The following is an 18760-nucleotide window of genomic DNA, read 5'->3' as shown; positions in this document are numbered from 1 at the left end:
AAGTTGTATTTAATGGTGTAAAGTTTTTGCAACTTTATCGTCTTCCAAAATGGAATTGGTTTCTTTTTTTATTTTCTTATGAAGTTCATCAATTGGGATGTTTTGATCAATTTCTTTGTCATCTAACATGTTTAAAATGGCTTTATCTTGTGCACGGCCACGAGTCATAGCTTCATGATAACCAATGTGTTCGCAAAATGTTACTAACGAATATTTTGAAAAATAATCATTTGGTAATTCTGTTTCTAAAGCCATTTCTAATGCTCGTTTTTTCTGAAAAAGAGGATTGGCTACATGGTCTTTCATTTCGTGAAAATTATCAATAGCCAAATCGGCTATACCATCTGTATCGGTTTTTCTTTTTTGTTGAAATGCATTGAAGGTTTTTTCCCAATCTCCAGTGTGTGCGTCCAAAAATGCATCAAACTCTACAACATCTTCAAAAGACGCGTTCATGCCTTGGCCATAAAAGGGCACAATGGCGTGTGCGGCATCACCTAACAGCATATTTTTTCCTTTGTATTGCCATGGGTAACATTTGATTGTTCCTAGCGGCGCTGTTGGGTTCTCAAAAAATTCTGTAGCCAAATTGGGCATTAGTTCTACGGCATCAGGAAATTCTTTATTAAAAAACTCAACAACTTTTTCTTTAGTCGTTAAATTATTGAAATTATAAGTTCCCGTATCGTAAGCCAAAAATAAAGTGACTGTAAAACTCCCATCTAAATTTGGTAGAGCAATGATCATAAATTCACCTCTTGGCCAAATGTGAAGTGCATTTTCAAACGTTTTGAATCCGCCATCTTTAGTTGATGGTATTGTCAGTTCTTTATATCCGTGGGTGAGATAATTTTGAGAAAAGCTGAATAAAAATTTACGTTCTGAGAAGTAACTTTTTCTAAGCGCTGAACCTGCACCATCTGTTCCAAATATGAGGTCAGCGCTACACTCAAAGGTCCTCTTGTTGATTGTGTTTGTGAAATTAGCTACATTTTGCTCAAAATTAACTTCATTGCATTTGACATCAAATTCAATGCTGACATTATCCAATGCTTCTGCTTCATCAATAAGTAAAGCGGTGAGTAATTCTCTAGAAATTGAATTGATATATTCATCTTTTCGACCACTGTAATGAGAAAGTTTTGTACTACCTTTTTTATCGTGTAGCATACGGCCGTGCATGGGTATACAGAGTTTATTCACTTTGTCTTCCAACCCCACCATTTTTATGGCTTTTAGCCCACGATTTGAAAATGCTAAATTTATCGAACGTCCAGCGCTGAGGTCTACTTTTCGAAGGTCTGGGCGCAATTCCATCACACGGACATTGTAGCCCCGTTGCCCCAGTCGTAAGGCCAAAAGCGAACCGCAAAGACCAGCTCCTATGATGAGTATATTTTCTTTGTTGTTCATGGCAAAAGAGTTTTTAAAATTTTTACCATCCGAAACACATCTTCAAAAGAGTTGTAAAATGGGACTGGTGCGCAGCGGATCACATCTGGTTCTCTCCAATCGGTAATGACGTGCTGTTCAGTTAGTTTTTTGTGTAAATCTTTATTAGCATTTTTCACTTGAATCGACAATTGACACCCACGTTGGTTGGAGTCGCTAGGCGTTATGATTTCTATTTGTGCATGATTCAATCCTTTGATAAGGAATTCCAAATAACCCGTAAGTTTGATTGATTTTTCCCTCAATTTGTTCATCCCCACTTCATTGAATAAATCCAAGGCAGCTTTGATGGCGGCCATCGATAAAATGGGTGGATTGCTAAGTTGCCATCCTTCTGCACCAGGGGTAATATCGAGTGGCTGACGCATATTGAAGCGCGTGGCTTTATTTTGACTCCACCACCCTGCAAAACGTTTTAAAGTCTTGTCGTGGGCATAGCGTTCATGAACAAATACACCACCCAGACTACCCGGACCAGCATTTAAATATTTGTAGGTGCACCAAGCCGCAAAATCGATACCAGAATCATGCAATTCGGGTTGGATATTACCGGCACCATGCGCCAAATCAATACCTACTTTACATCCTTTGGCATGACCGAGAGCTGCAATTTTTTTTAAATCCAAATATTGCCCTGTGTAATAATTTACTCCGCCAATAAGCAAAAGTGCAATTTCTTCGCCTTGAGTTTCAAGAATTTGTTCGAGATCTTCTGTGCGTAATAATTTTTCATCTGTGCGAGGTGTCCACTCTATTAGGCATTCATTGGTATCATATCCATGAAATTCCAATTGTGTTTGTACCGCATAGCGATCCGATGGGAAAGCATCACTTTCTATAAGAATTTTATGTCTTTTTTTTGTAGGATTATAGAAAGAAACCATCAAAAGATGGAGGTTTGTAGTGAGGGTATTCATGACCACAATTTCAATGGGTTTTGCGCCCATGATTTTGGCCATACTTTCGGTGAGAAATTCGTGGTAGGGCATCCATGGATTTTTGGCTTCAAAATGGCCTTCGACACCCAAATTGGCCCAATCATTCAGCTCTTGCTCAATGGCCGATTTGGTGGTCTTGGGTTGAAGTCCCAGAGAATTCCCTGTAAAATACAACCAGTCGTTGCCTTGCTCATCTTTTGGGATGTGGAATGCAGTTCTGTACTTAGCGAGTGGATCGTTCCGGTCTAAGTTTAACGCAAATTCAAGATGTGGTTCAAATGCAATCAAGTGTATCTTTTTGGATGTACTCAAATGTAGCTATTTTTCGCCGATTATAAAATTCACTCCTCTTGTGAATACTAGTGGTTTTGTTTTAAAAGCTGAGGGAATTTAGCTTGAAAACGCTTTAGTCTAGGGATGGATACATTACGTACATAAGGATTGTTGGGGTGTAACCGTTCATAATTTTGGTGGTAGTCTTCTGCTTTCCAAAATTTTTGAAAGGGATACACTTCTGCGGCAACAGTCACTTTTTGAGTTTTTGCGATGGCGGCTATCTTTTTCTTTATTACAGTTTTTTGTTCCTCGTTTTGATAAAAAATAATAGAGCGGTATTGCACTCCTCTATCCGGACCTTGACCGTTGACTTGCGCTACATTTTGAGAACCAAAATACACATCTACCAAAGTTGAAAACGAGACCACAGTCGGATCGTACAGTACTTCCACAGCTTCGGCATGGCCGGTGCGGCCAGTGTTGCTGAGTTCGTAGGTGGGGTTGTTTGTAAATCCACCAGAATAACCACTAATGGCTTCTTCTACGCCGTGTACGCTTTCATAAACGGCCTCGACACACCAAAAACATCCACTTGCAAAATACGCCTTTGCAATGCCATTTTCTTGTAAGACTTCAATAGGTGTAGCGTTGATGACCGCTTGTTGTTTGGCGTTTTGTGTATTGGTATTTTGGCAACTTATGGAGGCGCAAAACAATAGGGGTAGGAAGATTAAGGTATTTTTCATGGTGCGTATATTTGGTGTAAAATTAAGCAACCATTTGTGGTATTCTGTGAAATTTTGGTTAAAATGGAATACTCCTAGGATAAATTATTCGTGTTCGCATAGAAATCTATTTTTTAATTAGGTTGTTGTAAACAGTACTTTTCTATTATTCAATCTTTTTAGTGAAAATGGCTTTTCTTGTCATAAAACTAATTAAAACAAAGACTATAAATAAGATTATTTTCCCTGACAAATAACCAAAACCATATACAGATAATCTTGCAAAATCGGTTCTCAAAATTTTTGCAATATCTTTCAGTAAAATAATTGAAATAATAATTGAAAAATAAAATATTATTTTTTTCATATAGTCTGAAATAATTAAAGAAAGGTTAGGTGTTTATACCAAACCTTTCTTTTTTTTGGTTATTTAGTTACCGTTGTCGTTGTTGGCGTATAAATACCAAAAGTTATCGCAGAAACTAATCCATTAACAAAAGTCAGTCTTGTCTGTACAGTATAATTTTCTGCTTCACCAGCCATTTGTTTTGAACTAGAAACACCAACAGGTGCTAAACCAAAAATTACATAATGATTCCAACTAGTAGATTCATTGCTTCCTTGAGCTCCGCTTCCCACAACACTTGTGTATGAATAGCAAGAAGTTAATAACATTGATGCAGCAAATACAACTGACATCATTTTCATTGATTTTTTAATCATTCTTTTTAATTTTAATTAAACATTTATTTATAATACTCATTTTGAGTCTCGTTTGGGTATTGTTTACAATTTGTTCATAGACGCACTGTTCCGTTTATTTGTTTTCTCTTAACACTTTTATTATCAATACTTTATCTATCAATAATAGCATCTAATGGTCTCTTTATTTTGCTAGAGATTTTTTTGAATAATCAGCATGCTCAAGCACAAAGCCTGTTTTTACTTTGTTCTGAATTGCATATAGATTAGGCACGTGTTTCAGGTTTTTCATGGTTGTAGAATAGATTTGGGTACTATTCACTTCAAATTTAAAATTTTTTTAATACAAAAAAAGAAGTACATCAAAAAAAAACCCTCACGCATGGTGAGGGTTTTTGGTATGTGTAGGGTTATTTGTTACATAGTAGAAAATAACTTTTCCATTTTTACTTTTTGCTCTTCGGCCAGTTCGGCATCAACCAATATACGACCGCTGTGCTCGTCTGTAATTATTTTTTTGCGCGAAGCAATCTCGACTTGCACTTGTGGTGGGATGGTAAAATACGATCCTCCAGAAGCACCTCTTTCGATTGGTACAACGGCTAATCCATTCTTTACATTGGTGCGAATTTTGGTGTAGGCCTTGGCCAAACGCTCCTCAATTTTGGTTTTGTATTCCTCCGATTTTCCAAGAAGAACTTTTTCTTCTTTTTCGGTTTCAGCAAGAATATCATCTAAATCACCTTTTTTGTGCTTGAGGTGGTCTTCGCGTTCTTTCAAGCGTTCTTTGGTGCCGTCAATCACTTCCTTTTTTTGTTCAATTTGTGCTTTGAATTCATTGATGTGTTTTTCGGCCAATTGAATTTCTAATTCTTGGAACTCAACTTCTTTTGCCAAGGAGTTAAATTCTCTATTGTTACGAACATTTTTTTGTTGTTCGTTGTATTTTTTGATGAGTGCTTTTGCTTCTTCAATTAAGTTTTTCTTCGCCTTGATTTGATTGTCTATATCGGTTAGGCTGTCTTCTAGTTTTTGAAGTCTCAATTTGAAACCTTCAACTTCATCCTCCAAGTCACGTACTTCTAGAGGGAGTTCTCCTCGTACATTACGTATTTCATCCACTCTAGAGTCAATAAGTTGCAAATCGTACAATGCTCTTAATCGTTCTTCAACAGTTAGCTCTTTCTTTTTAGCCATGTTTATTTATACTTTACCGGGTTTGTATTTATCTTTGATAAAAGGACTGCAAAATTAGGAATTTTTTTCTTAAGATAGCTCGCTAAAAGGTTTTTTGTGTACTGTTCGCTTTCATAATGCCCAATATCCATCAGTAAGATTTGATTTTCAGCCCTAAAAAAGTCGTGGTATTTCAGATCTGAAGTCACAAAAGCATCTGCACCTGCCGCTTTTGCTGCACTAATAGCAAAACTACCAGATCCGCCCAAAACGGCTACTTTTTTTATAGGATGTTCAAGCTGTTTGGAGTGTCTTATGATTTCACATTTCATTGTTTGTTTTACAAAAGTCAGAAAATCGGTTTCGCTCATGGGATCTTCTAGCTCTCCAATCATTCCCATCCCAATGTGATGATTTTTGTTTTCTAATGTAAATAGTTCATGGGCCACTTCTTCGTAGGGGTGGGCTTGAAACAAAGCATTCAAAATACCAGATTCCAAATGTTTTGCATATACGATGTCTATTCTTGTTTCTTCTACACTTTTCAATTCATTTGGTTTTCCGATGGCAGGTTGTGCCTCTGAATTTCCTTCGAAAGTCCCAATACCTTGACTGTTAAAGCTGCAATTTTCGTAATTTCCAAGAGCGCCACCGCCAGCTTCAAAAAGTGCAGTTCGTACCATCTCGGCATCTGTGTGTGGTACAAATGTTGTAAGCTTTTTGACGGTTCCCGATTGGGGCATCAAAATGGATTTATTTATTAAGTTCAATCGGTTGCAAATTTCAGCATTTACCCCTTCAAAAGCATTATCCAATGCAGTGTGTATAGCAAATATGGCAATATCGTGTTTTATGGCTTTTTGCACCACGCGTTCTACATAGGTTTTTCCAGTGATGGATTTTAACCCTTTGAATATAATGGGATGAAAGCTCACAATAAGATTGCAGTTTGTAGCAATGGCTTCATCCACGACTTCAGGAAGGGTATCTAGAGTAATCAAAACCCCTGAGATTTCCATATCCTTGTGTCCGACCAAAAGACCAACATTGTCAAATTCTTCGGCATAGGCCAAAGGGGCAAGGTCCTCGAGTTGCTTGATGATGTCTTTAACTATCATAAGATTTTGTTTAACTTCAAAGATAAAATAATTACTTTCGTTGTGATGAAGCTTTTAAGAAAAATATTATTTCCATTCAATGTACTCTATTATAGCGTTGTTTATCTTCGTAATAGGGGATACGATTTAGGTATTTTGAAATCCAAGTCGTTTCCGTTGCCAATCATCTGTGTAGGAAATTTGTCTGTGGGGGGCACGGGAAAAACCCCTACCATAGAATTATTGATATCACTACTTCAGTCCAATTATAAAGTTGCTGTTTTGAGCCGTGGTTATGGGCGTCAATCAAAAGGGTTTGTTTTGGCAGATGCTTTATCATCAGCGAAATCTATAGGGGACGAGCCCTTTCAAATTGCTCATAAATTTCCAAAAATCACTGTTGCTGTCGATGCCAACCGCCAGCGTGGAATAGAAACTTTATTAGCGCTCAACAATCCGCCCGAAGTGGTTTTGCTCGACGATGCTTTTCAGCACCGAAAGGTTTCTCCTGGCTTATCCATTTTACTAACCGCTTACGATCATTTGTATTGCGACGATATTGTTTTGCCTGCAGGAAACCTTCGTGAATTGCGTTCAGGGGCGCAGCGAGCACAAATTGTAATAGTCACCAAAAGTCCCACTAATTTGGGCCATTTAGAAAAGCAAACCATCAAAAAGCGTTTGGCATTACAAAGTGGACAACAATTGTTTTTTAGTTCTATTGATTATGATGAACATATATACTCTTCAACAGAGAAATTAGCTCTTCAGACAATTAAAAATAAAAAATACACTTTAGTCACTGGAATTGCCAATTCGGTACCTTTGGTGCAATATTTGGAAAGTTTAGGTCATAAGTTTGAACATCTTGAATATGCGGATCACCATGAGTTTTCAACGCAAGAGCTGAATAAAATTAGTTCTAAGTCTTTGGTTTTAACAACTGAAAAGGATTTTTCAAGATTAAAAATACTCAATCATGATGCTTTGTATTATTTACCCATAACTACAAAAATTGACGACCAAGACAGATTCGAAGACTTGGTAAAGGCGTATATAGACATGCCCTAATTTAATGCTTTAATCAGGTCAATGATTCGTGAGGAATATCCCGTTTCGTTGTCGTACCAACCGATGATTTTCACCATTTTTCCCAATACCGAAGTCATTTGTGCATCAAAAACACAAGAATGTGTATTGCCAATAACGTCAATCGAAACAATAGGGTCAGTGGTGTATTCCAAAAAGCCTTTGAATTTTGTTTGAGCTGCGTTTTTGAAGGCCTCATTAATTGCTTCAACAGAAGTTTCTTTTTTGACATTAAAGGTAATATCAGTTAAAGACCCATTGATGACGGGGACACGAATTCCACAACCTCCTATGGTATGAGCAAGTTCAGGAAATATTTTAGTTAATGCTTTGGCAGCTCCAGTAGTAGTTGGGACTATGGATTGACCTGCTGCACGAGCTCTTCTCAAATCTTGATGAGGTTGATCGTGCAGACTTTGATCGGTGGTGTAGGAATGCACTGTGGTTATGTAGGCTTGGTCGATTCCACATAAATCATTAATGATTGCGAGCATTGGTGCAGCATTATTTGTGGTACAAGAGGCATTAGATAGTATCTGGTCTTCTTTGGTAATGGTGTGTTCATTCACGCCCAGCACAATGGTTTTAATGTCACTATCTAAAGGAGGAACACTCAAAATTACTTTTCGAGCACCATTTTTAATATGGTACTGTAAGATGTCTTTGGTTTTAAATTTTCCAGTAGCTTCGACCACAACATCTACTTTATGTGCTGCCCAGTCGATGTATTTTGGATGGTTGTGATTTGTCAGAGGTATAGACGCGTTATTGACCTCAATATGGGTTTCATTTTTGTCAATTCGAGCATTAAGTTTTCCATGGACACTATCGTATTTTAGTAAATGTGTCAGTGTTTTGGTGTCTGCCAAATCATTTACAGCAACCACTTGAATGTCCTCTTGCTCGAGGATCAAGCGAAAGACGCGCCTACCGATGCGTCCAAACCCGTTGATACCAACGCGAACCATTTAATTTATATGTTTTTGTGCTTTATACGAAGAGCGGACCAGTGCGCTACTTTCTACGTGTCTGAATCCTAAATCCAAGCCAATTTCTTCATATTCTTTGAATTGATCTGGCGTGATGAACTCTTTCACAGGGAGGTGCTTTTTACTTGGTTGTAGGTATTGACCAATGGTAACGACATCAACATTTGCCTTTTTAAGGTCGTGAAGCGTTTCAATAACTTCTTCGCGAGTTTCTCCTAGTCCAAGCATGATACCGGTCTTGGTACGACGTTGCCCTTGCTTTTTTAGGTAATTCAAAACTTCTAAGCTTTGATCGTATTTTGCTTGTATGCGTACCGCTCTTGTGAGTCGTCTTACTGTTTCCATATTGTGCGAGACAACTTCGGGAGCTACGTTAATAATGCGGTCGATATGTTTTTCAATTCCTTGAAAGTCAGGTATTAGTGTCTCAAGTGTGGTGTTTGGGTTCATACGACGAACGGCTTTTACCGTTTCGGCCCACATGATACTGCCCATGTCTTTTAAATCATCGCGGTCAACGCTAGTCAGAACGGCGTGTTTGATTCCCATGATTTTGATAGACCGCGCTACTTTTTCGGGTTCATCCCAATCCACTGATTCAGGTCGTCCGGTTTTCACCCCGCAAAAGCCGCAGGAACGCGTACATATGTTACCAAGGATCATAAATGTAGCTGTACCTTCACCCCAACATTCGCCCATATTAGGGCAACTCCCAGACGTACAAATTGTGTTGAGATTGTATTTATCAACAAGCCCTCGAAGTTCTGTATACTTTTTGCCTGTTGGTAATTTTACACGCAACCATTTAGGTTTGGCTTGTCGTTCTTGTGGTTTTATAAGTGCGTCTGTAGACATCCGTATGATTTGTGCTGCAAAGATACAAAGTATTCCCTAAAAAAATCACAAAATACTGATATACCAAATGTTAAATCCAATTAAAAAGAGAATTCCTGAAATACTTAAAAAATGCATCATTTTTGACGGTCGAAACGACTGAGGTGTATGCTTACTGCATATGAGAATATAATTCATAAGTGCATAAAAAGGTGCTGTTAAAAACGATAATATTGTGGCTATTTTTATCAAGCTGCCCATTTCCGATAAAAAGAAGAAGAAAATAGAAATGGTACCTATTATCAAAACAATCAACCAAACTTTGTAGCCATTGTTTAGTGGTTTATCTAAGATTAGTTCGAGTGTTTTGTTCATGGCACGAGGCGAAGCATCAAGAGTTGTTAGTGTGGTGCTGAACATGGTGGTTAGTGCTGCGACAACTATGATAATATAAGACCATTCTCCAAGATTTTGTGTATACATTTCAATCAGTTGTAGCGAAAATTCTCCCCCATTTGCACTAAATGATTTTCCTGATCCGTGCATTACTAGCCCCCCAAGCATTAGAAAGCCTATTCCCAATACAATAGTTCCGAGATAGCCTATATTGAAATCTAATGCTGCTGTTTTTGAATTAAAGTTTTGCTCTTGTTTTTTCTTTTGAATCGCCCATATAGAGTGCCAAATTGAAACATCCAATGGCGCAGGCATCCAGCCCATGAAAGCTATAAGAAAAATTAGTTCCACATCTGTTGATGGGACTATTTGTGTCCATTCGGGTTCATTTGTGGAATTAATAAATGCTGCGGCTACCGCAAATAGGGTACTCAAACTCAAAACGATAATGATGACTTTCATCATTTTATCTAGTAAGGAATATTTACCAACTAGCAAAAGAAGAAAACAAACGGATAATATAATAACAGACCATATTTCCATACTAATTTCAGAACCAAATAGAGTAGAAGCTATCCCAGCAGTAACAATAGTCACTGCTGTTTGTATGGTAAACATGGTAGCAATGGTCAACAAGGCATAGGCCTTTAACACCCCTTTTCCCAGCTTATTATAGCCCTCGAGCAAACTTTCTCCAGTAGCTGCAGCATAACGAGGGCCAAACTGAAAAAAAGGATATTTGATGAGGTTAATTAGCAAAAGCGCCCACAACAGTCCGAAGCCAAAATTTGCACCTGCTTTAGTCGACTGAACAAGATGTGACACTCCAATTGCAGCCCCAGCAAACAATAATCCAGGGCCAAGATTTTGTAAAAATTTAGTCATGTTTTGTGCGAATAATCCAAGCCAATAGTTTTTTAGCTCTTAGAAGCTTTATTTTGACATTATTTATAGGGGCATCAATTTTCTTTGCGATTTCTAGATAAGATAATTCTTGAAAATACCGCAGTTGAATAATTTCTTGGTGATGAGGCTTTAATTTCTTGATGTCCTTTAGCAGTTCAGCCAAATTTTGTTCATTTATAAGTTTATCCTCTACAGATGGAGCTTGATCGCGAATCCAATAGACGCGCTTTTCATCCTCCTCAGTTGTTTGGTTACTGAGCGTGTTTTTTTGTTTTCGGATGCTATCTAAATGGGTGTTTTTAGCTATTGTTATTAGCCAAGTTTTGAATTTAAATTTAGAGTCAAAAGAATTGATTTTATCGAAAGCTTTAAAAAATGTTTCAATTGTAATGTCCTCTGCATCGTTCTCGTTTTGGGTGCGCTTTACTAAAAAGCCGAAAACATCATTCCAAAAAGTTTCCAACAAAAAGTTGAAAGCAATTTGATTATTTTCTTTGGCTTTTGTAATCGCTTCGTTTAATTCCAATGCGGTTGTTTTGACTTAAATCCTGTTATAAATATAACAAATTGTAAAATAAGAGACCAAAGATCAAGAAATGGTAGTGCTATGATTAACTTTAATTCTTTTAATTTGTTGGCTATGATTCCGTAGCAAATGTATTGAATTGCAAAACGGCCACTGAGCAATATTATAATTAAGGGTTTTGTCTCAGGCTCACTAATAATCATCAAAACTACAGCTAGGATGTAAAATACTAGACGACATAAAAAAAGAAACCTATTGCTTAGCAGTACAAGTTTCCTGCTTTGCCTTAAAATTAAGTCCTCTTCAACTTGTTCTTTCAACCATGTCCCAAACTTGGGTTTGTGTAATTGCGTCACTCCGCTGTCGTGTTGCAAACAAATTGCGGTATTCGATAATTTTGAGACTTCATTGGCAAATAATTTGGTTTCTCCAAAGGGAAGTTGCATGTGTTTTGCAAATCCACTAGCACTGTAAAAAAGTGTTTTAGTATAACTCACATTTGCTGAAGTTCCTCCGTAAACTATCCCCATTTTACTCAGAGTGCAGCTTTTAACAAGTTCCCTAAAATTAAAAAATCGGTAAAATAAGGTATTTTTAGAAGTATATTTTCTCAATCCGATTATGAAAGATTTTTCTTTAAGCGCTGAAGCTATATGCTGAAGCCATGCCGTAGAGTTGGGTTTATGATCAATGGAGCTTATAACTAAGCGTTCGTGTGAGGCAGCTTTTATGGCTAAAGTCAGTGCGTATTTTTTACTGCCCCAAAATGCTTCAATATTTTTGACATCGATCACCTTTATTTTTGAGTTTTCGTTTTGAAAACGTTTCATGATTTCTAGTGTATCATCTGAAGAGGCATCGTTAATTAATACAATTTCAAAATTTTTATGTTTTTGTTTTAGAAAAACAGGCAGTTGTGTTTTTATTAATTCAGCTTGATTCTTTGTATATAGTATTAAGGAAATTGCAGTATTTGATTTTTTTAGCTGCAAGGGCATATTGCGTATGCTATATACTGCAAAGCAGAAATAGGAAATTTCTAAAATAGTTACCGTCATGAAGATGTAAAAAAGAACGGTCAAGGGCATTTATTGGGGTTATTTTTTTCCGCTGTTATCGCAGTCGCCAAATTCATCAGGGGTTTTACCACAAAACCCACAAGCCTCACCTTCGTTGTTTAGCATTGGATTTTGGCTAGCACAAGTACCGGCAAATTTACCGTCTTTTTTGGCCCATAATTTAATGGAAATCCCTGCAATCCCAAGGCCTAAAAGTGATAGTGTAATTAAAAGTAGTTTCATTTTAAAGCAATAGATTTTTACAAAGATACAATTAAAATAAAATTAAAATTTTAAAATAAAAGGTGACTTTTTGTATAAATCTGTGTCTAAATCAGTGGAGTGCTTGAACACAATATTTATGAAAAAGCTTTATGCAGAATTTTTTGGTACATTTTGGTTGGTTTTTGGTGGTTGTGGGAGTGCTATTTTTGCGGCCAAATTCCCTGAATCGGGTATTGGCTTTATAGGAGTTTCATTTGCCTTCGGAATGACCGTCCTTACCATGGCATACGCTCTGGGGCATATCTCAGGCGCACATTTCAATCCTGCTGTTTCTTTTGGTCTTTGGGCTGCAGGTCGTTTTAACCCTAAAAACCTTTTTGGATATATTGTATCCCAAACCTTAGGCGCTCTTGTTGCAGCTTCAGTTCTCTTCTTAATACTTACGGGCAAATCTGACTTTGAATCTATAGGGACTTTTGCTGCTAATGGCTATGGTGATTTGTCTCCTGGGGGCTACTCTTTGAGTTCTGTTTTAATTTCAGAATTTGTTTTAACAGCATTTTTTCTAATCATAATTTTAGGCAGTACAACTGAAAAAGCTCACCAGAAGTTTGCGCCAATGGCCATTGGTTTTGCTCTTACCCTTATTCACTTGATAAGTATTCCGATCTCAAACACTTCGGTTAATCCAGCGCGCTCTACAGGTCAAGCTATTTTTGCAGGTGCTGACTTTTCTGCACAACTTTGGCTATTTTGGTTAGCACCCATAGCTGGAGCTATTGCAGCAGGTATAGTGAGTAAAGCCAGTCAAAACTGCGATTAGTGAGCTATTTTTCAATTATAATCTTTACTCCTCACAATACATTGACCTCTGCTTCGAGTGCTATCCCAAAAATAGAATTGATGGTTTTTTGAATGAGTTGTGATAAACTCAAGATATCTCGACCAGAAGCGCCACCATAATTGACAAGTACTAGAGCCTGATGCTTGTGAACACCATAATTTTTGAAGGTTTTTCCTTTAAAACCTGCAGTTTCAATGAGCCAAGCTGCTGGTATTTTTACTTCATTTGATGAAACAGGATAGTGAGGCATATTTGGGAACTGTGTTAATAATTGCTCAAAATGTTCTTTTGGTACAATTGGATTTTTAAAAAAACTACCGCAATTTCCAAGTTTTTTTGGATCTGGGAGTTTAGATTTTCGAATAGTAATCACTGCTTTTGAAATGTCTTGGATACTTGGGCTAGTTACTCCATTTGCTAACAATTCATTCGAAATAGCACCATAAGTTGTTTTTAGTTGGTGCTTGGTGTGGGTCAATTCAAAAGTTACTGAGGTGATAATGTATTTTCCTTTATGTTCTGATTTAAAAACAGAATTTCTGTACCCAAAATTACATTCTTCTTTTGAAAATATTTCTAGCTCTAGAGTCTTAAGATTTAATGCCTCGCAGCAAACGAAAGTGTCTTTCAGTTCTACTCCATAGGCTCCAATATTTTGAATCGGAGCTGTACCAACATTTCCTGGAATTAGAGATAAATTCTCTATTCCACCTAAGTTTTGTTTTAAGGACCACAAGACAAAGTCGTGCCAGTTTTCGCCAGCAGAGACTTTTACGATAGTGGTTTCGTTTTGTTTTTTGCAAACTTCTATGCCTTTAAGATCTATATGAAGCACTAGCCCTTCAAAATCTTCGGTTAATAGAATATTACTTCCCCCTCCGATGATTAATATTTTTGAGGGTCTGTTCTTTAGTGTGGTCTTTAAATCTTCTAGCGTTTTTACAGAAGCAAAAGCTTCAGCGTTGACATTGATGCCAAAAGTATTATAAGGTTTTAAAGAAACGTTCTGTTGAATCATTCTGTAGTTTTATAAGCTTCTAGTCCTTTTTTAAGAATATTTACCGAGGCTATTAAATCTTCTTTTTTCAGGACATAAGCTATGCGCACCTGATTATGCCCCAGTCCTTCTGTGGCGTAAAAGCCTGCCGCAGGTGCAATCATAATCGTTTCATTATTAACACGAAATTCTTCTAACAACCATTGTGCAAATTTGTCCGAATCCTTTACAGGAAGCTCTACAATGCAGTAAAAAGCTCCTTTGGGATTAGCTACTTTTACACCATTAATTTTTTTGAGCTCTTGAATTAATATATTGCGTCGTTCTGCATATTCTTTTTTGACTTCTTCAAAATATGAATCGGGAGTATCAAGTGCTGCTTCGCTCGCCAAAAGCGCAAATGTAGGAGGCGATAAGCGTGCTTGAGCAAACTTTAGTGCTGCATCGGTAACTCTTTTGTTTCTTGTAACAATACATCCTATCCTAGCCCCGCACATGCTGTATCGTTTAGAGACAGAATCGATCATTATGGCGTGGTCTTGTAACCCATCAATTTCCATAATAGAATGGTGGTGAAGGCCGTCGTAGGTGAATTCTCTGTACACTTCATCAGCGATCAAAAACAAATCGTGTTTTATAACTAACTCCTTGAGTTGACTAATTTCTTCTCTGCTGTACAAATAGCCTGTTGGATTTCCAGGATTACAAATAAGAATAGCTTTGGTTTTAGGCGTAATTAAGCTTTCAAAATCTTTAATAGCAGGGAGCGCAAAATTTGCATCAATATCAGAGACAACAGGTATTACATTAACTCCTTGAGCTACTGAAAAGCCGTTATAATTAGCATAAAAGGGTTCAGGGATAATCACTTCGTCACCAGGATCCATAATACTTCCCATGGTAAAAAGCAGTGCTTCACTTCCACCAGTGGTTACTGTAATCTCTTTGGCTTCAACTTGAATGTTGTGTTTTTTGTAGTAACCCGCTAATTTTTCTCGGTATTGTTCTGAGCCTTCTGAGCGGCTGTACGCTACTACTTCAAGACAGTTATTTTTTACAGCATCAAGTGCTATTTGCGGGGTGTTAATATCAGGTTGTCCTATGTTTAGGTGATACACCAATGTGCCCTTAGTTTTTGCCTGCTCTGCATAGGGGACCAATTTGCGTATTGGTGACTCCGGCATTTGTATTCCTTTGATTGAAATTTTTGGCATATCAATTCATATTATAATTCAAAGTACAAATATAATTCTATATCTTTAGTAAATGAATCAAAAAAAAAGCATCTTATAAAGATGCTTTTTTTTGGCTTAATATCGTATTATTTTTCAACAACGCTTTTGTTTGTCGGTTGTAATGGGCTAGTTTTGGCCGGGTCGATAACAGTACCTTTTATTTTAAGTGCCACAGTAGGAGTGTCAGCATTAGAAGTAACGGTAATTGTTTTTCGGATCGGATTGACTCTGTTGGTGTCATACTTTACTTGAATTTCACCCTCTTCACCAGGCAAAATAGGCTTTTCTGGCTTTTTTGGAACTGTACAGCCACAGCTAGATTTAACCTTTGATACAATAAGTGGTGCGTTTCCAGTATTAGTAAATTTGAAAACGCGAACTCCATCAGATCCTTTTTCAATAGTCCCGTAATCAATTACAGTAGATTCAAATTCAATTTTTGCAGTACGCTCTTGCGCGTTAGTATTTAGAAGAAATAAACTAAGGAGCATTAGTGTTAATATTTTTTTCATGGCAGAGTAATTTAAGTTTATATGTAAATTTAGCGACTTTTTTAGAAAATCAAAAATTGTACACCTATAATTCTGGTTTATTTAATTTTAAAGAACCCAAAATATGAGTACTTTTGTATACTTTATGACAAAAATCGTTCCAAGAATATGAGTATTCCATCAAAATATGATGCAACAAAGGTAGAGCAAAAGTGGTATGACTATTGGATGAAGCACCAATATTTTCATTCAAAGCCTGATAATAGAACTCCTTATACCATTGTAATTCCTCCGCCAAATGTAACTGGTATTTTGCATATGGGGCATATGCTCAACAATACTATTCAGGATGTTTTGATTAGACGTGCACGCCTTCAGGGAAAAAACGCTTGTTGGGTCCCTGGTACTGACCATGCCTCAATAGCAACTGAGGCTAAAGTGGTGGCCAAGCTAAAGGAAAAAGGTATTGATAAGAACGATTTGACACGAGAAGAATTTATGAGCCATGCTTGGGACTGGACCAATGAGTATGGTGGTGTAATTTTAAATCAGCTTAAGAAATTGGGTTGTTCATGCGATTGGGACCGTACAAAATTCACCTTGGATGATGAAATGAGCGAATCGGTCATTTCTGTGTTTATTGATTTGTTCAATAAAGGGTTGATTTACAGAGGTTATAGAATGGTGAATTGGGATCCTCAAGCACAGACAACACTTTCTGATGAGGAAGTTATATACGAAGAACGTCAAGGCAGTTTATATTACGTGGAATATGCAATCGAAGGAAGCAATGAACGCCTCACTATAGCCACAACAAGACCAGAAACTATTTTGGGTGATTCAGCAATTTGTATCAATCCAAACGATGAGCGTTTTTCTCATTTAAAAGGTAAAAAAGCAATTGTTCCTTTGTGTAATAGAGTCATTCCAATTATCGAGGATGAATATGTTGATATGGAGTTTGGAACAGGTTGTTTAAAAGTTACCCCTGCACATGATGAAAATGACAAGGTATTGGGGGACAAGCACCAATTGGAGGTTATTGATATTTTCAATGCAGATGCAACACTCAATAGTTATGGACTGCACTACGAAGGGAAAGATCGGTTTGTAGTTCGTAAAGAAATTGTTGAAGAATTAAAAGACAAAGGGTTTTTAGTAAAAATAGAACCACATATGCACAAAGTTGGTACTTCAGAACGTACCAAAGTTGTTATTGAACCTCGTCTTTCTGACCAATGGTTTCTCAAAATGGAAGATTTGGCAAAACCTGCCTTAGACGCCGTATTAAAGGAGAGTACGGTAAAATTATTTCCAAAAAAATTCAATAATACCTATCGCCATTGGATGGAAAACATCCGTGATTGGAATATATCCCGCCAATTGTTTTGGGGTCAACAAATTCCAGCCTACTATTATGGCGATGGAAAAGACGATTTTGTAGTTGCTTCTACTGCAGTGGAGGCTTTAAAATTGGCACAAAAAAAATCAAAGAACTCATCACTTAGCGTCAAAGACTTAAGACAAGATGCAGATGTTTTAGATACTTGGTTTTCGTCATGGCTTTGGCCAATTTCAGTTTTTGATGGTATTAGAAATCCAGATAATGCTGAATTCAATTATTACTACCCTACTAATGATCTTGTTACTGGGCCAGATATTTTATTTTTTTGGGTCGCACGAATGATAGTTGCAGGCTTTGAGTTTAAAGAAGAAAAACCGTTTGAAAATGTATATTTGACAGGGTTAGTTCGCGATAAACAACGCCGAAAAATGAGTAAGTCTTTAGGTAATTCACCTGATGCGCTTGGGCTTATTGAGCAATTTGGAGCCGATGGAGTACGCGTTGGACTGTTGTTGAGTTCAGCAGCTGGGAATGATTTGCTGTTTGATGAAGCTCTATGTCAACAAGGCAAAGGCTTTGGCAATAAAATTTGGAACGCGTTCCGACTTATCAACGGATGGGAAGTTGCCGATATTGAACAACCTGAGTATGCTTCAATTGCTTTAGATTGGTACACGTCAAAATTTCAAAAAGTATTGGCGGAAATTGAAGATCATTTCAGTAAATACCGTCTAAGTGATGCTCTTATGGCTATTTATAAGTTGGTGTGGGACGATTTTTGTTCTTGGTTATTGGAGATGATCAAGCCATCTTATGGAGCACCAATTGATAAACAAACGCATCAACGTATAGTTGATTTATTGGAGCATAATCTAAAAGTGTTGCATCCATTTATGCCTTTCCTGACAGAGGAAATCTGGCATTTTTTAAAAGACCGTAGCCCTAATGAAGCTTTAATTGTCTCGACTTGGCCAGAAAAAGTTTCTTATGATTCTACTATTTTAGAAAGTTTTGACTTTGCTGCAGAAGTTGTTAGTGGTATAAGAAATTTGCGCAAACAAAAGCAAATTCCCTTTAAAACAGCTGTTGAGCTTCACGTCATTAACAAGGCATCTTTCTCAAAAACTTTTGATGGCTTAATTTCAAAACTCGGAAATATATCCAACATTTATTATACATCATCTGCTGTAGATAAAGCCTTTTCTTTCCGTGTAAAATCTAATGAATATTATATGCTAGCTGATATGCTGATTGATATTGATGCTGAGTTAGCCAAACTTGAAGAGGAGTTAATGTACACCAAAGGATTTTTACTTTCTGTTCAGAAAAAATTATCTAACGAGCGATTTGTAAATAATGCACCTTCACAAGTAGTAGCAAGCGAAAAGAAAAAAGAGGCTGATGCTCTAGCCAAAATTGATACTTTAGAAACGAGTTTAAGCAATCTAAGGTAGGGGTT

The 18760-nt window shown here is 37.1% G+C and carries 18 protein-coding genes; 3 read left to right on the top strand and 15 right to left on the bottom strand.

Annotation, left to right across the window (positions count from 1 at the left end):
• Positions 1–9: 9 nt before the first annotated feature.
• The 6 genes from FORMA_RS03200 to FORMA_RS03170 all read right to left on the bottom strand — a co-directional run bounded on the left by FORMA_RS03200 (position 10) and on the right by FORMA_RS03170 (position 6387).
• On the bottom strand, positions 10–1413 hold the full coding sequence (locus FORMA_RS03200; protein WP_069674292.1) for an FAD-dependent oxidoreductase: 1404 nt from the start codon (positions 1411–1413) through the stop codon (positions 10–12).
• Complete coding sequence (gene kynU, locus FORMA_RS03195; RefSeq protein WP_442856322.1) at positions 1410–2702, bottom strand: kynureninase; 1293 nt, start codon at positions 2700–2702, stop codon at positions 1410–1412. The genes FORMA_RS03200 and kynU overlap by 4 nt, the downstream gene beginning before the upstream one ends.
• Positions 2703–2749: 47 nt before the next feature.
• The gene (gene msrA / locus FORMA_RS03190; RefSeq protein ID WP_069674291.1) at positions 2750–3412 is read right to left on the bottom strand and encodes a peptide-methionine (S)-S-oxide reductase MsrA; all 663 of its coding nucleotides are present in this window, start codon (positions 3410–3412) and stop codon (positions 2750–2752) included.
• Between the two features lie 405 nt (positions 3413–3817).
• Positions 3818–4093 (bottom strand): Bor family protein, encoded by a 276-nt coding sequence (locus FORMA_RS03180; protein WP_083236600.1) that lies wholly within the window; start codon positions 4091–4093, stop codon positions 3818–3820.
• Positions 4094–4510: 417 nt separating this feature from the next.
• Positions 4511–5290, bottom strand: a complete 780-nt coding sequence (locus FORMA_RS03175) for a zinc ribbon domain-containing protein (RefSeq protein ID WP_069674288.1) — start codon at positions 5288–5290, stop codon at positions 4511–4513.
• Positions 5291–5292: 2 nt separating this feature from the next.
• A complete protein-coding gene (locus FORMA_RS03170) occupies positions 5293–6387 on the bottom strand; it encodes a Nif3-like dinuclear metal center hexameric protein (protein WP_069674287.1) in 1095 nt (364 codons plus the stop codon).
• 45 nt (positions 6388–6432) lie between these two features.
• On the opposite strand from FORMA_RS03170, the gene lpxK reads away from it, so the two are divergent.
• The gene (lpxK, locus tag FORMA_RS03165; RefSeq protein ID WP_069675428.1) at positions 6433–7437 is read left to right on the top strand and encodes a tetraacyldisaccharide 4'-kinase; all 1005 of its coding nucleotides are present in this window, start codon (positions 6433–6435) and stop codon (positions 7435–7437) included.
• Here lpxK and gap read toward each other — a convergent pair.
• The 6 genes from gap to FORMA_RS03135 are packed head-to-tail and all read right to left on the bottom strand — an operon-like array spanning position 7434 to position 12407.
• Complete coding sequence (gene gap, locus FORMA_RS03160) at positions 7434–8423, bottom strand: type I glyceraldehyde-3-phosphate dehydrogenase (RefSeq protein WP_069674286.1); 990 nt, start codon at positions 8421–8423, stop codon at positions 7434–7436. The two genes, lpxK and gap, sit on opposite strands and share 4 nt — an antisense overlap.
• Positions 8424–9299 (bottom strand): lipoyl synthase, encoded by an 876-nt coding sequence (gene lipA, locus FORMA_RS03155; RefSeq protein WP_069674285.1) that lies wholly within the window; start codon positions 9297–9299, stop codon positions 8424–8426. It abuts the gene before it with no gap.
• Between the two features lie 45 nt (positions 9300–9344).
• Positions 9345–10559, bottom strand: a complete 1215-nt coding sequence (locus FORMA_RS03150) for an Nramp family divalent metal transporter (protein ID WP_069674284.1) — start codon at positions 10557–10559, stop codon at positions 9345–9347.
• A complete protein-coding gene (locus tag FORMA_RS03145; RefSeq protein ID WP_069674283.1) occupies positions 10552–11106 on the bottom strand; it encodes an RNA polymerase sigma factor in 555 nt (184 codons plus the stop codon). Before FORMA_RS03145 ends, FORMA_RS03150 begins: the two co-directional genes overlap by 8 nt.
• Complete coding sequence (locus FORMA_RS03140) at positions 11097–12194, bottom strand: glycosyltransferase (protein WP_083236544.1); 1098 nt, start codon at positions 12192–12194, stop codon at positions 11097–11099. The genes FORMA_RS03145 and FORMA_RS03140 overlap by 10 nt, the downstream gene beginning before the upstream one ends.
• Before the next feature lie 9 nt (positions 12195–12203).
• Entirely contained in the window at positions 12204–12407 is a 204-nt protein-coding gene (locus tag FORMA_RS03135) for a membrane or secreted protein (RefSeq protein ID WP_069674281.1), read from the bottom strand.
• 118 nt (positions 12408–12525) lie between these two features.
• Between FORMA_RS03135 and aqpZ the strand changes: the two genes are divergently transcribed.
• A complete protein-coding gene (aqpZ, locus tag FORMA_RS03130; RefSeq protein ID WP_069675427.1) occupies positions 12526–13212 on the top strand; it encodes an aquaporin Z in 687 nt (228 codons plus the stop codon).
• A 31-nt stretch (positions 13213–13243) separates the two neighbouring features.
• On the opposite strand, the gene murB is transcribed toward aqpZ, so the two are convergent.
• The 3 genes from murB to FORMA_RS03115 all read right to left on the bottom strand — a co-directional run bounded on the left by murB (position 13244) and on the right by FORMA_RS03115 (position 15977).
• Positions 13244–14251 carry a UDP-N-acetylmuramate dehydrogenase gene (murB, locus tag FORMA_RS03125; RefSeq protein WP_069674280.1) on the bottom strand — a complete coding sequence of 336 codons (1008 nt, stop codon included), beginning with the start codon at positions 14249–14251 and terminating at the stop codon, positions 13244–13246.
• Positions 14248–15444 carry a pyridoxal phosphate-dependent aminotransferase gene (locus tag FORMA_RS03120; protein ID WP_069674279.1) on the bottom strand — a complete coding sequence of 399 codons (1197 nt, stop codon included), beginning with the start codon at positions 15442–15444 and terminating at the stop codon, positions 14248–14250. The genes murB and FORMA_RS03120 overlap by 4 nt, the downstream gene beginning before the upstream one ends.
• Before the next feature lie 107 nt (positions 15445–15551).
• Positions 15552–15977 (bottom strand): DUF1573 domain-containing protein, encoded by a 426-nt coding sequence (locus FORMA_RS03115; protein WP_069674278.1) that lies wholly within the window; start codon positions 15975–15977, stop codon positions 15552–15554.
• 147 nt (positions 15978–16124) lie between these two features.
• Here FORMA_RS03115 and FORMA_RS03110 point away from each other — a divergent pair, with 147 nt between their 5' ends.
• Positions 16125–18755 (top strand): valine--tRNA ligase, encoded by a 2631-nt coding sequence (locus FORMA_RS03110; RefSeq protein ID WP_069674277.1) that lies wholly within the window; start codon positions 16125–16127, stop codon positions 18753–18755.
• Positions 18756–18760: the final 5 nt, after the last annotated feature.

The sequence above is a fragment of the Formosa sp. Hel3_A1_48 genome (genome assembly GCF_001735715.1).
Classification (GTDB): domain Bacteria; phylum Bacteroidota; class Bacteroidia; order Flavobacteriales; family Flavobacteriaceae; genus UBA3537.
The sequence above is the reverse complement of the archived record's forward strand: the minus strand, read 5'-3'. Positions and strand labels throughout refer to the sequence as shown.

Excerpts from the sequence above, each read along its gene's own strand:
- FORMA_RS03150 (WP_069674284.1), bottom strand. The coding sequence starts at position 10,559 with ATGACTAAATTTTTACAAAATCTTGGCCCTGGATTATTGTTTGCTGGG.
- FORMA_RS03120 (WP_069674279.1), bottom strand. The coding sequence starts at position 15,444 with ATGCCAAAAATTTCAATCAAAGGAATACAAATGCCGGAGTCACCAATA.
- FORMA_RS03170 (WP_069674287.1), bottom strand. The coding sequence starts at position 6,387 with ATGATAGTTAAAGACATCATCAAGCAACTCGAGGACCTTGCCCCTTTG.
- murB (WP_069674280.1), bottom strand. The coding sequence starts at position 14,251 with ATGATTCAACAGAACGTTTCTTTAAAACCTTATAATACTTTTGGCATC.
- FORMA_RS03135 (WP_069674281.1), bottom strand. The coding sequence starts at position 12,407 with ATGAAACTACTTTTAATTACACTATCACTTTTAGGCCTTGGGATTGCA.
- FORMA_RS03140 (WP_083236544.1), bottom strand. The coding sequence starts at position 12,194 with ATGCCCTTGACCGTTCTTTTTTACATCTTCATGACGGTAACTATTTTA.
- msrA (WP_069674291.1), bottom strand. The coding sequence starts at position 3,412 with ATGAAAAATACCTTAATCTTCCTACCCCTATTGTTTTGCGCCTCCATA.
- FORMA_RS03115 (WP_069674278.1), bottom strand. The coding sequence starts at position 15,977 with ATGAAAAAAATATTAACACTAATGCTCCTTAGTTTATTTCTTCTAAAT.
- lpxK (WP_069675428.1), top strand. The coding sequence starts at position 6,433 with ATGAAGCTTTTAAGAAAAATATTATTTCCATTCAATGTACTCTATTAT.
- FORMA_RS03180 (WP_083236600.1), bottom strand. The coding sequence starts at position 4,093 with ATGATGTCAGTTGTATTTGCTGCATCAATGTTATTAACTTCTTGCTAT.
- gap (WP_069674286.1), bottom strand. The coding sequence starts at position 8,423 with ATGGTTCGCGTTGGTATCAACGGGTTTGGACGCATCGGTAGGCGCGTC.
- FORMA_RS03200 (WP_069674292.1), bottom strand. The coding sequence starts at position 1,413 with ATGAACAACAAAGAAAATATACTCATCATAGGAGCTGGTCTTTGCGGT.
- FORMA_RS03110 (WP_069674277.1), top strand. The coding sequence starts at position 16,125 with ATGAGTATTCCATCAAAATATGATGCAACAAAGGTAGAGCAAAAGTGG.
- aqpZ (WP_069675427.1), top strand. The coding sequence starts at position 12,526 with ATGAAAAAGCTTTATGCAGAATTTTTTGGTACATTTTGGTTGGTTTTT.
- FORMA_RS03175 (WP_069674288.1), bottom strand. The coding sequence starts at position 5,290 with ATGGCTAAAAAGAAAGAGCTAACTGTTGAAGAACGATTAAGAGCATTG.
- lipA (WP_069674285.1), bottom strand. The coding sequence starts at position 9,299 with ATGTCTACAGACGCACTTATAAAACCACAAGAACGACAAGCCAAACCT.